This window comes from Pasteurella sp. XG20, assembly GCF_018968665.1.
In the GTDB taxonomy this organism is placed as follows: Bacteria; Pseudomonadota; Gammaproteobacteria; order Enterobacterales; family Pasteurellaceae; genus Pasteurella; species Pasteurella multocida.
In genome coordinates, this window is sequence record NZ_CP076656.1 from 1,246,903 (window position 1) to 1,261,339 (window position 14,437).

Annotated in this window: 9 protein-coding genes; 3 read left to right on the forward strand and 6 right to left on the reverse strand. The window is 41.1% G+C overall.

What is annotated here, in order from left to right:
- Nucleotides 1-163 precede the first annotated feature (163 nt).
- A complete protein-coding gene (gene glnE / locus KPF51_RS05730; protein WP_064661106.1) occupies nt 164-3,124 on the forward strand; it encodes a bifunctional [glutamate--ammonia ligase]-adenylyl-L-tyrosine phosphorylase/[glutamate--ammonia-ligase] adenylyltransferase in 2,961 nt (986 codons plus the stop codon).
- Nucleotides 3,125-3,183: 59 nt separating this feature from the next.
- On the opposite strand, the gene KPF51_RS05735 is transcribed toward glnE, so the two are convergent.
- From KPF51_RS05735 to nspC, 4 genes are all read right to left on the reverse strand, one after another.
- Nucleotides 3,184-4,665 carry a class I SAM-dependent methyltransferase gene (locus KPF51_RS05735; RefSeq protein ID WP_061405952.1) on the reverse strand — a complete coding sequence of 494 codons (1,482 nt, stop codon included), beginning with the start codon at nt 4,663-4,665 and terminating at the stop codon, nt 3,184-3,186.
- A 31-nt stretch (nt 4,666-4,696) separates the two neighbouring features.
- Nucleotides 4,697-5,611: a hypothetical protein gene (locus KPF51_RS05740; RefSeq protein ID WP_061405951.1), complete on the reverse strand. Its 915-nt coding sequence runs from the start codon at nt 5,609-5,611 to the stop codon at nt 4,697-4,699.
- 155 nt (nt 5,612-5,766) lie between these two features.
- Nucleotides 5,767-7,005 carry a saccharopine dehydrogenase family protein gene (locus KPF51_RS05745; protein ID WP_005751285.1) on the reverse strand — a complete coding sequence of 413 codons (1,239 nt, stop codon included), beginning with the start codon at nt 7,003-7,005 and terminating at the stop codon, nt 5,767-5,769.
- 199 nt (nt 7,006-7,204) lie between these two features.
- Nucleotides 7,205-8,320 carry a carboxynorspermidine decarboxylase gene (gene nspC, locus KPF51_RS05750; RefSeq protein ID WP_014325874.1) on the reverse strand — a complete coding sequence of 372 codons (1,116 nt, stop codon included), beginning with the start codon at nt 8,318-8,320 and terminating at the stop codon, nt 7,205-7,207.
- A gap of 202 nt (nt 8,321-8,522) precedes the next feature.
- On the opposite strand from nspC, the gene parE reads away from it, so the two are divergent.
- Together parE and parC are read left to right on the forward strand one after the other, a co-directional pair.
- A complete protein-coding gene (parE, locus tag KPF51_RS05755) occupies nt 8,523-10,421 on the forward strand; it encodes a DNA topoisomerase IV subunit B (protein WP_061406425.1) in 1,899 nt (632 codons plus the stop codon).
- Nucleotides 10,422-10,686: 265 nt separating this feature from the next.
- The gene (parC, locus tag KPF51_RS05760) at nt 10,687-12,939 is read left to right on the forward strand and encodes a DNA topoisomerase IV subunit A (RefSeq protein ID WP_061405950.1); all 2,253 of its coding nucleotides are present in this window, start codon (nt 10,687-10,689) and stop codon (nt 12,937-12,939) included.
- Nucleotides 12,940-12,969: 30 nt separating this feature from the next.
- Here the strand turns inward: parC and KPF51_RS05765 are convergent, their stop codons facing one another.
- Together KPF51_RS05765 and KPF51_RS05770 are read right to left on the reverse strand one after the other, a co-directional pair.
- Complete coding sequence (locus tag KPF51_RS05765; RefSeq protein ID WP_064661105.1) at nt 12,970-13,698, reverse strand: tetratricopeptide repeat protein; 729 nt, start codon at nt 13,696-13,698, stop codon at nt 12,970-12,972.
- Nucleotides 13,699-13,707: 9 nt separating this feature from the next.
- Nucleotides 13,708-14,424 carry a YwiC-like family protein gene (locus KPF51_RS05770; RefSeq protein WP_005726040.1) on the reverse strand — a complete coding sequence of 239 codons (717 nt, stop codon included), beginning with the start codon at nt 14,422-14,424 and terminating at the stop codon, nt 13,708-13,710.
- Nucleotides 14,425-14,437 lie beyond the last annotated feature (13 nt).

The window sequence follows — 14,437 nt, forward strand, 5'->3', positions numbered from 1 at the left end:
AAGTCTATAATATTTTGTAAAAAAAGCACAATCTTATTTCTGTGCAAGCTCGAATTTCCAAAATAAAAGCACAAAACGGATAACAAACACTAAAAATCCTACACCGAAAAAACAGGTTTTATGCTAAAGTTTGTTCAGTTTCGATTTGTTATAAGGATCTCTTATGTCTTTCCCTTTAGCGCACGTTGATGCCACTCTCAATCAACTGGCAAAACAATTGATTGCACACTTTCCTGAACAATATCAAGATCAAATTTTTCAGCACATTGCAACGGATAAAGAAAAGCCAACGAGTAACATTGGGCAACTCCGCTATGCCATTGCCATGTCCGACTTTTTTGCAGAAACATTGCAAAAACAACCGCACTTTTTACACCAATGTTGGCAACAATGTCCTCGCTTGCAAGATTGTGAGCAGTATGCAGAACGCTTAACCCCACTATTAGCGCAAGTAGAAAACGAAGAACAACTGTATAAAGTGTTAAGACAATTCCGTCATTGCGAAATGGCAAAACTGAGTTTCTGCCAAAGTTTAAATTTAGGCAGTGTAGAAGACATTTTTATTCGCTTATCACAATTAGCCGAAAGTGTGATCATTGGTGCAAGAGATTGGCTTTATCAGCGCGCCTGTGCAGAAATGGGGACGCCTGTAGATGAACAAGGCACACCACTACAACTTTATATTTTAGGCATGGGGAAATTGGGCGGTTTTGAGCTCAATTTTTCCTCAGATATTGATTTAATTTTTACTTATGCAAGCAACGGAGAAACTGTAGGTGCACGCCGCAGTATTGATAATGCAAAATTCTTTACTCGCCTAGGACAACGTTTGATCAACGCACTGGATCAATATACGGGCGATGGATTTGTCTATCGTACCGACATGCGCTTACGTCCTTTTGGCGAGAACGGCGCCCTTGCCTTAAGCTTTGCCGCCATGGAATTATATTATCAAGAGCAAGGACGTGATTGGGAACGTTATGCGATGATCAAAGGTCGGATTTTAGGCGCCAATGCCCAAGATCCTCATGTCAACACCTTACAGCAACTCTTGCGCCCGTTTGTTTATCGGCGCTATATTGATTTCAGTGTGATTCAAGCCTTACGTGACATGAAGCACAAAATTGAACGAGAGGTCCGTCGTAGAGGGTTAGTGGATAACATTAAACTTGGCGCGGGTGGTATCCGTGAGATTGAATTTATTGTACAGGTTTTCCAACTGATTCGGGGCGGACGAGAAAGTGCTCTGCAACAACCTGCCTTATTAAAAGTTCTACCAGAAATTAGTGCCCTTGAACTGATTTCTGCACAACAACAAGAAGACCTGCGCCAAGCGTATTTATTTTTACGCCGTACTGAAAATATCTTACAAGCCATACATGATCAACAAACGCAACAATTACCCGAAAATACATTAGACCAGCAACGCTTGGTTCTCGCAACGCAACGTTTTACTCAATGGGACACACAAAATAAGTTGGAAACCGTCACTTATCCAATTCATGATTGGGCGAGCTTTTGTGAGGTCTTACAGCAACATCAACAAAACGTGCGGACAGTGTTTGATCATTTAATTGGTGAAGAAAAAGAAGAACTGAGTGAAACCGAAACGCTGTGGCATGATTTCCTTGAAAACGAAATTGAGGAAAGTGAAATTGAACAAATGCTAATCGAACATCATATTGAAGAGCGTGATTTTCATGAGATCATCGAAAAGTTAATGCAATTTCGCAACGAAGTCACTCGTCGCCCGATTGGTACACGTGGTCGTATCGCTCTCACGCAAGTGATGCCAACCTTATTACCGCAGATTTTTGCGCATACGGCTTATCTCCATTTATTACCACGTATGCTCAATATCGTGGATAAAATTCTCACCCGTACGACCTATCTGGAATTGTTAGTCGAAAATCCACAAGCGTTAACGCAATTAATTGAACTCTGTGCCCAATCGAAAATGATTGCCGAACAAGTCGCCAGACACCCGATTTTATTAGATGAATTATTAGATCGTAATGCCTTATTAAATCCTCCCCCTTATGATCACTATGCCAGTGAATTACGCCAATATTTGTTACGCTTAACGCCCGATGATGAAGAGCAGATGATTGATGGATTACGTCAATTCAAACAAGCAACCCTATTACGTATTGCTGCCGCTGATATTTTAGGTGCGCTCCCTGTGATGAAAGTCAGTGATCACCTCACCTTCTTAGCTGAAGCCATTATTCATGTGGTTGTGGAGCTTGCTTGGCAACAAGTCACAACTCGATTTGGTACACCGGCTCACTTAGCCGAAGGAGAAAAAGGATTTCTCGTGATCGGTTATGGAAAATTAGGGGGAATTGAATTAGGTTATAAATCGGATTTAGATTTGGTTTTCTTATATCAATCAGATGAACAAAGTCAAACCTGTGGGGGAAAACGCAGTATTGAGAGTAACCAGTTTTATCTTCGCCTCGCACAAAAAATTATCAGCATTTTCAGCATCAATACTTTTGCAGGCGTGTTATATGAAGTTGATATGCGGTTACGCCCTTCTGGTGAATCCGGGCTTCTTTGTAGTTCTATTTCTGCATTTAAAGCGTATCAACTTCATGACGCTTGGACTTGGGAAAAACAAGCCTTAGTGCGCAGCCGTGCTATTTATGGAGAAGCAAGATTACAAACGGAATTTAATGCGATCCGTGCCGAAGTGCTTTCAGCGCCACGCGATCTAGCGACGTTACAACAAGATGTTGTCGCCATGCGACAAAAAATGTATGCTCATTTAGCCCATCCCGATAGCGATACCTTTAATATTAAAACGGATCGTGGTGGTATTACCGATATTGAATTTATTGCACAATATTTAGTCTTAGCCCATGCCCCTCAGAACCCTGCGTTAACAAGATGGTCGGATAACGTGCGTATTTTTGAGATCATGGCAGAAAGTGCGGTCATTTCACAAGAAATTTGTGACCAGTTGAAACAATGTTATGTTGATTTGCGCAATCGTATTCATCATTTGAATTTATTAGGTGAACCGTCTATTGTTCCACAAACGGAATTTCAGACAGAACGGCAATTCATTCAAACTATTTGGAAAAGGCTTTTTGAGCACAACGATAAATACGAAGAATAAAAAAAGAGAGCAAATATTGCTCTCTGTTAAAATTATATAATCACGTAGATAACAACGCCCTATTCATTCATTAAATTTGCTTCAACAAAGGCACGTGTATCTTTAATAAAAGCGAGTAAGGTTGCTTTTTGCTCTTGCTCGGTGTGGGCATGATTCATTCTTAAAATACCGGCTTGGATCTTTTCAAACAGTAAATCCGCTAATTCTTCATCAGAATGTTGACCATCAAAGGATAAAATAGCATGGATGTCCCCAGAATTGAGAACAAGTGTATTCCCCACGAAGTTAGACAAACTGATCACGGGTTTTTCCGTATTTAAATAATAGTCCAAATACTTACGGTACACGGTTTTTAACTTAATTTTATCTTGTTTAGTGACGGTAATGTTTCTTGCGTAAAAATCAATATTCTCATTATAAATTTCCAGCAAGACCGAGGTATAACCGTCATTTCGATTATCCGTAAAATAACGCTCAACAAAATCCGAGACTTTCATGGCATTTGGATAATGCGCTTTCAACGATTGGACAACTTTAGAAGAGGATTCCGCATTAAGATTGGTGCGAATATAGATGTTCTTTAAATCATTAATTTGAATATGACGCGAAATATTGCATTTCTCACGATTTTCAAGATGCGTCACAATACTGGTTCTAAATTGACGATTCAGAATGTAATCATAGTATTGTTCTTTCAGCAGATGATTATCACCACATTCGTTATCTAATAACGTTTCAATACGATCATCTTTAAAAATCGGGAAAGTCGCACTCACGCTAGAATCACAAATATGTGCGAGTCCATATTCTTCTAGTAATTCATTGAATTCATATAAATAAAGTGGCTGATTATATTCTTCAAAATATTCATGATAAATATAATGTTCATCTTTATCTTTAATCCCATCCGCCACGTCTTTCATCCGCTTATCGCCTAAGGCAAACTGACTTAAAAAATCCGCCGTTCCCTTACCATACGCCACTTTTTCTCGCATCGATAAATGAATATTTTGTTTAGCTAACAAATCCACACGGAATGTCATCATATCTTTTAGCGCTTCTAAAGACTTCCAACCGGGATAAGTATTATACGAAATCGTTGCCGCCCCGTTTTCACTTAAATGGGATTTGATCACCGTTAGAATCTTGCGACGAACGGATTCAGGTACCCAACTAAATACACCGTGACACACAATATAATCGAACTTGATGCTGGAATTCTCGAAAAATGAAATATCTTGGCAAAGTAACTCCACATTTTTTAAACCAAGCTGATTAACGATTGCTTTACCTCCCTCGATTTGTGTTTCCGATAAATCCACACCAACAAAATGCGCGTTCGGATGAATTAACGCACTGGAAATAATGTTCCCACCAAAACCACAACCGATTTCCAGCACCTTGGCGTGTTCAATATGAGGCGTATGAAAACCTAGCAAAGACAACACTGCACGTTGTCTTTCTGGTAAGGTATGTGAAAAGCCTTTTGAAACATAGGGCAATTCATTATAGCTTTGTTTAAGTAAATCGAGTTTTTCCATTTTTATTACACATTTTAAAAGTTAAAAAAAGTTAGCGATGGGTGGATAATGCCATTCTCACATAAGTATGGCGACGCCCTCGAATGGCGATAGAATACGTCATAATGTTTTCAGGCACTGCAATGCCGTAAAATCCGGCATCACCAATATGATACAAATCGGCACCTGCCATTTTGCTGTTGAGTGCAATTTGTCGGATCGTTGCCTCATCTGCCCCTTCTTGGCTCGTACCAATAGCGAGTAACGCTAATGCCCCTTTCGCGTGGATCAACTGGACATACTTTTCCACTCTTTCGACGGTCATACCCGGGATCGTACCCGGTGCGGCTAATAAGATAATATCCGCGCCCGCCTCAATAAAGCTGACTAAATCCTGTTCGGAAATCAAACCACTTCCCGTTTCGTTTGCCACACCCGCACCATGCATTTTACCAGCAATAATTAATCCGTCCTCACCCAATACTGCTCTTGCTCGTTTTATTGCTTGCACGATTTCCGTATTAGTCACACCGGTTTTAGGGTTACCGGTTAAACAAACAAAATCAAAACCTAATTTTTTCGCTTGCTGTATTGCCTCTGTCGTCGCCAAACGCCCTTTTGCGAGAGTATCTAAGGTTTCGATTTGCACGGCATGCTCATCCACTGGCTCTAAATTAATCCCAATTGGGCGCCCAACTAAACGTTTTAATTGCACAACAGTATGTGCAGGATCTGATTCCAATCCCTGTATTTTTGGTGAAAAAACATCAAATAAATTCAGCAGAATAAGGTCAGCCCCAAATGCAGCGGCTAACTCTGAATTGGTTACATTAGGATAAAGCGGTTGTACCGCCACCATATTTTCAGACAAAATCACGCGTCCTTCGCTCGCACGAATCGCTTGCTTTAATTGCTGTCCATTCATGTGCTGAAAATCAGACGCCGTACAATCCAATAATCTCTTCATCAATTTGATTCCTAAGCTTTTTTACCAAAACGATTTTTTCATTGTAACAAGGCAATTTGATTAAAGAAAGCACCGTTTATCTTTTCTCTATGAAAACAAAAAAGCACGCGTCTGATTACTCAGTTCGTGCTTTCTCTGTTTACTGACGCGAGGAATTAAAAGGCTAATTCACGATCGCCATGTTCATCTTTAATGCGGTTTGGTAAGCCGATTTTATTTAATAAATTCAAGAATGGTTTTGGATCGAGCTGTTCCACATTACGCATTTCACCCACATCCCATTCCCCTGTCGCGATCAACAATGCCGCCGCAACCGCTGGTACACCGGCGGTATAAGAAATGCCTTGGCTACCCACTTCTTCATAGGCTTCTTTATGATCTGCCACATTATAAATAAAGATTTCTTTGTCTTTCCCGTCTTTTTTACCTTTTACCAAGTTACCAATACAGGTTTTGCCGGTGTAATTTGGCGCGAGTGATGCTGGATCAGGTAACACCGCTTTGACCACTTTAATAGGAATGACTTCAACACCCTCAGCAGTTTTGACCGGATGCACAGATAAAAGACCTAAGTTTTTCAAGACATTAAACACATTAATGTAATGATCACCAAATCCCATCCAGAAACGAATATTCGGTACATTTAGGTGGGTGGATAAAGAATGTAATTCTTCATGTCCCGTTAAATAAGAGTTTTGCATGCCCACAATAGGTAAATCATCTGTACGTTTGATTTCAAACATCTTATTTGACACCCATTGGCTATTTTGCCAACTCCATACGGTACCGGTAAACTCACGGAAATTCACTTCTGGATCAAAGTTAGTGGCAAAATAGCGACCATGACTGCCTGCATTAATATCAATAATATCGATACTTTCTACGCTATCAAATTCATCATTGACGGCATAAGCGGCATACGCATTGACAACACCCGGATCAAAGCCCGCACTTAAAATGGCAGTGATGTTATTTTGTTTACATAACTCACGACGTTTCCATTCATAGTTAGCATACCAAGGTGGCGTTTCACACACTTTACTTGGATCTTCGTGCATTGCCGTATCAATATAGGCTGCTCCAGTTTCGATACAAGCTTGTAACACTGACATATTCACAAATGATGGACCGACGTTAATCACGATTTGTGATTCTGTTTTTTGAATTAACGCTTTTGTGGCCTCAATATCAAAGACATCGATTTCAAAACAATCTATCGTTGCGGGTACTTTAAAATTCCCCTTTTCTGCTACCGAGTCCGCAATCGCTCGACACTTCTCAATTTTACGTGACGCAATTGAGATTTTACCGAGCACATCATTGTGTTGTGCGCATTTATGTACCACAACTTGTGATACACCACCAGCACCAATAACCAAAACATTTTTTTTCATTTAGCATTTTCCTCCCAGGTGCCGAGCTTGCTAAAGGATCGGCATAGGCGTTAATAAAAACCTGATACATTTTGAAAACCTAAAAAGTCAATATCAGGCAAGGTGTTTGCCCTATCATATGGCATAATAAGACAAAAAAACGGCATGACAACCTAATGTCATTTCAATATTTTGATAAAACGTCCCGCACTTTTCTTGCTTAAGACAAACTCTCAACATAATCTTGATAGCCAAATGTTTTCACAACGCGAATACGCCCATCGAGCTCTTTAATCGCAATGGCAGGCATATTCACGCCATTAAACCAATTTTTCTTCACCATAGTATAACCAGCCGCATCACAAAATGAGATACGATCACCAATTTGTAATGGTTTCTCAAAGCGGTATTCGCCAAAAATATCACCCGCTAAGCAAGATTTACCACAAACCATATATTGATAGTCGCCTTTGCCTTGAAACGCATCTGGTAATAATTTAGCTTCAGAACGATAAATTAAAAGATCTAACATGTGCGCTTCTGTTGCGGCATCCACAATCGCCAATTCTTTACCATTATTGAGAATATCTAAGACAGTGACTTCTAAACTTGTACTTAAAGTAATCGAGGCTTCACCGGGTTCTAAATACACTTGCACGCCAAATTTTGCAGAAAATTGTTTTAACCGTTCTGCAAATGCCTCTAAAGGATAGTTTTCACCCGTAAAGTGAATACCACCACCGAGACTGACCCAATCGACCTGATGCAATAATTCACCAAATTCCTGTTCAATGCGATCTAACATCTCACAAAACTTACCAAAATCTTCATTTTCACAGTTATTATGAAACATAAACCCATTGATTAATGGCATCACATCACGGATTTTGGCGACATCCCACTCCCCTAAACGACTGTGTGGACGCGCAGGATCAGCTAATAAAAAACTCGATGTACTGACTCGCGGATTTACACGTAAACCACGTGGTAAATGCGTGGTGTGATCACAAAAACGCTGTAATTGACTAATGGAGTTAAAAATAATTTTATCTGCGTTTGCCACCACTTCGCCAATTTCTTCAGGCGAATATGCCACGCTATACGCATGGGTTTCGCCACCAAACTTCTCACGACCTAATTTAACTTCATAAAGTGAGGAAGAGGTCGTGCCATCCATGTATTGACGCATAAAATCAAACACCCCCCAAGTTGCAAAACATTTTAGCGCCAACAATGCTTTTGCCCCCGATTTTTCACGTAAATAGGCAATTTTTTCCATGTTGCGTAATAACTTGCTTTTATCAATCAGATAATAAGGTGTTTGTAATGTGGTCATTTTCAGTTACCTCTTTCGTTCGTTACGTCATCTCAATCTTTGTCAAAGCGCCGTATTATAGCGTAGGAATTAGAATGCGCAATCGTTTTCAATCGATTCTAAAATGAATGATTGCCCCCTTGAGTATAGTGCAAAAATACACATTTTTTGCTACACTCGTTGGAACTTTTGACACAAAAAATAAAATAATGAACAACGCATGATGACAAGCAATTATTCCGCACAAGAAATTACTGTTTTAAAAGATTTAGAGCCAGTGCAACTTCGCCCCGGTATGTATACCGATACCACCCGCCCCAACCATTTAGGTCAAGAAGTCATTGACAACAGTGTTGATGAGGCATTAGCTGGCTATGCAAATAAAATTGAAGTGGTCCTACACAAAGATCAATCTTTAGAAGTCATTGATAATGGGCGGGGCATGCCTGTGGATATCCATCCCGTAGAAAAGCTATCGGGTGTTGAAGTGATTTTGACCAAATTACATGCCGGTGGAAAATTCTCAAATAAAAACTATGAATTCTCCGGTGGTTTGCATGGTGTAGGGATTTCCGTGGTCAATGCGCTTTCTGAACGGGTTGACGTGACAGTAAAACGCAATGGTGAGGTCTATAAAATCGCTTTTGAAAACGGTCGAAAAGTCGAAGAATTAGAGGTTATTGGTACTTGTGGCAGACGTAACACCGGGACAACGGTACATTTCAAACCCAATCCGAAGTATTTTGACAGCGATAAATTTTCGGTTTCGCGTTTACGCCATTTATTACGTGCTAAAGCAGTCCTCTGCTCCGGCTTAGAAATTAAGTTCATTGACAAAATCAATCAAACCGAAGACTGTTGGTGCTACGAAGATGGGCTCGCGGACTATTTAAGTGAAGCAGTGAATGGTCTTGAAACCCTACCGGAAACGCCATTTATTGGTGATTTTAAAGGCGATACAGAAGCGGTCAGTTGGGCATTATTATGGCTTCCGGAAGGTGGTGAACTATTGAGCGAAAGCTATGTCAACTTAATCCCAACGATCCAAGGCGGTATCCACGTCAATGGACTACGTCAAGGCTTACTAGACGCCATGCGTGAGTTCTGTGAATTTCGTAATCTACTACCAAGAGGCGTTAAACTCAGCGCCGACGATATCTGGGAGCGTTGTGCCTATGTCCTTTCGCTGAAAATGCAAGATCCGCAATTTGCTGGACAAACCAAAGAGCGCCTATCTTCGCGCCAAAGTGCGGTATTTGTTGCTGGCGTTGTTAAAGATGCTTTCAGCTTATGGTTGAATCAACATGTACAACAAGCCGAACTTTTGGCTGAAATGGCAATTAGCTCTGCACAACGTCGTTTACGCGCTGCCAAAAAAGTCGTACGTAAAAAATTAGTGAGTGGTCCTGCCTTACCCGGGAAATTAGCGGATTGTAGCCAACAAGATTTAGACAAAACCGAATTATTTTTAGTGGAAGGGGATTCTGCCGGCGGTTCTGCTAAACAAGCACGTGATCGCGAATACCAAGCGATTTTGCCGTTACGAGGGAAAATTCTCAATACTTGGGAAGTCTCTTCTGAGCAAGTTCTTTCTTCAAGTGAAATCCATGATATTGCAGTGGCACTTGGGATTGATCCTGACAACGAAGACTTATCTCAACTGCGCTATGGTAAAGTATGCATTCTTGCCGATGCCGACTCCGATGGGCTACATATTGCGACCCTACTCTGTGCCTTATTTTTACGCCACTTCCCGAAATTGGTACAAAAGGGGCATGTTTATGTTGCGATGCCACCGCTTTACCGTATTGACTTAGGTAAAGACGTCTTTTACGCCCTTGATGAAAGCGAAAAAGACGCCATTTTAGATCGCTTAAAAGGCAAAAAAGGTAAACCGAACGTACAACGTTTTAAAGGGTTAGGTGAAATGAACCCACTACAATTACGCGAAACTACGATGGATCCCAATACGCGCCGGTTAGTGCAATTGACCTATGATCTTGAACAAGAAGAACAAGCCGCAACCCTTGAACTGATGGATATGCTCCTCGCTAAAAAGCGCGCAGAAGATCGTAAAAATTGGTTGCAAACAAAAGGGGATCAGGTGGATTTAGCCGTATAAAGATGATGGCGACTTGCTTTTCTTATGCAAATAAAGTCGCCACACACCGATTAAGTGGCTTCCTGATATCAAGAACATTTTTTAACGGAAACTACCTTGTCTCCGCGCTATTTCGCAAGGTTATTTTCCTAAAAATTATCGTTCCGTTTAGGCAACTTACAAGGCGATTTGATAAAGATATAGAACAATAAAAGTGCGGTGCTTTTTTAAAAAGTTTCTCCGCTATTAGTAAAATCTGATTTAAAAGTAAAAATAAAACATCATTATGAATATAATCAACTACGAAGGCATTGAACAAACCCCATTACGCGAGTTTACTGAAAAAGCCTATCTCAACTACTCCATGTACGTCATTATGGATCGCGCATTGCCTTTTATTGGCGACGGCTTAAAACCGGTACAACGTCGTATTATTTATGCCATGTCTGAACTTGGCTTAAATGCTGCGGCAAAATATAAAAAATCGGCGCGGACTGTCGGTGATGTGCTCGGTAAATTTCACCCACATGGTGATTCAGCTTGTTATGAAGCCATGGTCTTGATGGCACAACCCTTTTCTTATCGTTACCCATTAGTGGATGGACAAGGTAACTGGGGCGCACCTGATGATCCGAAATCCTTTGCTGCGATGCGTTATACTGAATCGCGGCTCGCCAAAATTGCTGATATTTTATTATCTGAGTTAGGGCAAGGGACAGTGGACTATCAACCGAATTTTGATGGTACATTAGAAGAACCCCAATATTTACCAGCTCGACTGCCACATATTTTATTGAATGGTACAACCGGTATTGCTGTGGGTATGGCGACCGATATTCCACCTCATAATATCAATGAGCTTGCTGAAGCCGCTGTGATGCTAATTGATAACCCAAAAGCGAGCTTGGATGATCTGTTAACTGTGGTACAAGGTCCAGACTACCCAACAGAAGCGGAAGTCATCTCATCGAAAGAGGATATTCGTAAACTCTATGAACAAGGTCGTGGATCGGTAAGAATGCGCGCAGTGTGGAAAAAAGAAGACGGCGAAATCATTATTACTGCTCTACCACACCAAGCTTCACCATCAAAAGTCATTGCACAAATTGCTGAGCAAATGAGTGCTAAAAAATTGCCGATGGTTGAAGATATTCGCGATGAGGCGGATCACGAAAACCCAATTCGGATTGTGTTGATACCCCGTTCTAACCGTGTGGATGTGGATGCTTTAATGGCACACTTATTTGCTACCACCGATCTTGAAAAAAGTTATCGTGTCAACATGAACATGATTGGTTTAGATAATAGACCTGCGGTGAAAAATCTGGTGCAAATTCTGACGGAATGGCTACAGTTCCGTCGTACCACTGTAACGCGTCGTTTGCAATATCGTCTCAATAAAGTATTAGATCGTCTGCATATTTTACAAGGTTTACTGATTGCTTACCTGAATATTGACGAAGTAATCCACGTTATTCGTCATGAAGATGAGCCTAAAGCCGCGTTAATCGATCGTTTCGGATTAAGTGAAACACAAGCAGAAGCGATTTTGAATTTACGCTTACGCCACTTAGCCAAATTAGAAGAAAACGAATTACAAGCGGAAAAAGATCGTCTAGAAGAAGAACGTGACAGTTTACAGCTGATCTTAGGGTCTGAACGCCGTTTAAATACGCTAATCAAAAAAGAAATTCAGCAAGACGCTCAAACTTATGCGAGTCCGCGTTTGTCGCCATTAGTCCAACGTGCAGAAGCCAAAGCAATCTCCGAAAGCGACATGACGCCTGCTGAGCCTGTCACCGTTATTCTGTCTGAAATGGGTTGGGTACGTTGTGCCAAAGGGCATGATATCGATGTACAAAATCTCAGCTATAAAGCCGGTGATAAATACTTATCCCATGCTTATGGTAAGAGTAATCAAGCCGCCGTGTTTATCGACAGCACAGGACGAAGTTACGCTTTAGATCCGTTAAGTTTACCTTCTGCTCGCTCACAAGGCGAACCGCTCACAGGCAAACTCAGCTTGCCTGCAGGTGCTAGTGTTGAGCATGTGTTAATGGAACAAGACAAGCAAGCACTCCTGATGGCATCTGATGCTGGCTATGGATTTATTTGTCAATTTGATGATCTGATTGCGCGGAATAAAGCCGGTAAAGCCCTGATTTCATTACCTGAAAATGCCAAAGTCTTAGCGCCTCTGCGAATAGATAATGAAAATGCCCGTTTGGTTGCCTTAACCTCGGCAGGCAGAATGTTGATTTTCCCAGTGAAAGATTTGCCTTCTTTAGCGAAGGGGAAAGGCAATAAAATTGTGACGATTCCTGCTGCACATGCGAAGGCACGAACGGAGCTATTAGTTCGGTTATTTTTAATTAACGAACAAACCAGCCTCGTTTTCCATGCTGGCAAACGGAAAATCACGTTAAAGCCTGAAGATTGGCAGAAATTTAGTGCAGAGCGTGGACGCAAAGGCACGCAATTACCACGTGGTTTGCACAGTCATGCAGATATTGAATTGCTCACACCAGACAGTGAGTAGAAAAAAGAGGGATGGTCACATCCCTCTTAATTATTGTAGGCGAGATAAACGCTCTTGGGCTAATGCCGCTAATTCATTTTGCTGAACGGACACCTTCTGATACCAATAAACAGCTTGTTTTTTATTTTTCTTGGTTCCCTCACCATTCTCATACATCACGGCTAAACGAAATTGCGCATCGTGATTACCCGCTTCTGCCGCTTTTTTATACCATTTGAAAGCTTGGGTCATTTGATTTAATTCGTTTTCATAGATTTGCCCTAGCACCAGCATCGCATCCAATGAGCCTGAATTGGCAGTTTTTTCAAATAACGTAATGCTGTGGCGAATATCTTGCTTGACACCATGACCTTGTAAGTAAAAAACGGCCAAATTATTGATGGCTTTAATGCTGCCCTTTTCGGCTGCTTCGCTAAACCACCAATAGGCTTTTTCGAAATCTTGTGGAACACCTTGACCACGTGCATACAAAATACCAAGATTGGCTTGTGCCTGGTAATCCCCTTTTAAAGCAAGTGGTAAAATCAGCTCAAACGCCCGTGTCCACTCTTTTTTATCGGCTGCCTCGCGAATTAAGTCGCGACGAGCTTCATCACTCAGTTCAGATGCATTCAGTGCCGAAACGTGCTGCTCTGCTCCCGTTGCAGTTGGTGCTGTCTGTGGCAAGACAGCTGACAGTTCAGGAGAAACCGGTGCAGACTGTGCGTGCACCACACCGGATAAAAACACACTGAATATGAACAGAATCGTTTTCTTCATACCAATACCTTATAACGTCGCAAGCAAGAGTAAAACAAAAAAGAGCAATGACACAACCATTTCCGCTAACCCCACTTGTTTCACACTCAGTTTCATTCGAGGTAGCCAAATCGCACGGAGCAGTGCGGGGAAATAAGCTAATGCGAGCCCATATTGTTGGAAAGGTAAAAATATCACAACACAAAGAAAATGAAAAATAATAGACGCTTTTAAATAAAATGGATTTTTCCGTTCACGTAATACTGACTTCACATAAAGTGTGGTGGCGATAAAAAATAAGCTTGGATAAAGTGCAACAAGCCAAATTTGCCGATCAAATGCACGTTCCGCAAAATAATACGAGGCCATTCCAGCAAGCGCAAAAATAGCGATGCCCGCAAAGTCATTTAACAACGCACGTTCATTTTTCTGCTTCACATAATAAATATTGACCGCAACCAAAGGCAGCATAGCCAGTAAAAAATATAAAATGTGCCAGTTATAATACAGTGCAGGTAAAGCAAACAGCAAACTTGTTCCGCCGTAAATCAAGCTCCATTTTATATTCATTGCCATATTGCGCCCTTTAAACAAATTTAAGAACGGGTATGTCATGAGATAAAGTGCCGCCCAGGCGAAAAATAAAAAGAGATGTTGCCAAACAGGCTGAGAGGAAAACAGTCCATATAAGAATGGCAATAATGCCATCACGATGGCACCATGTTGATTAGAAATAAGTAACTTCATTATTAAGAACCAT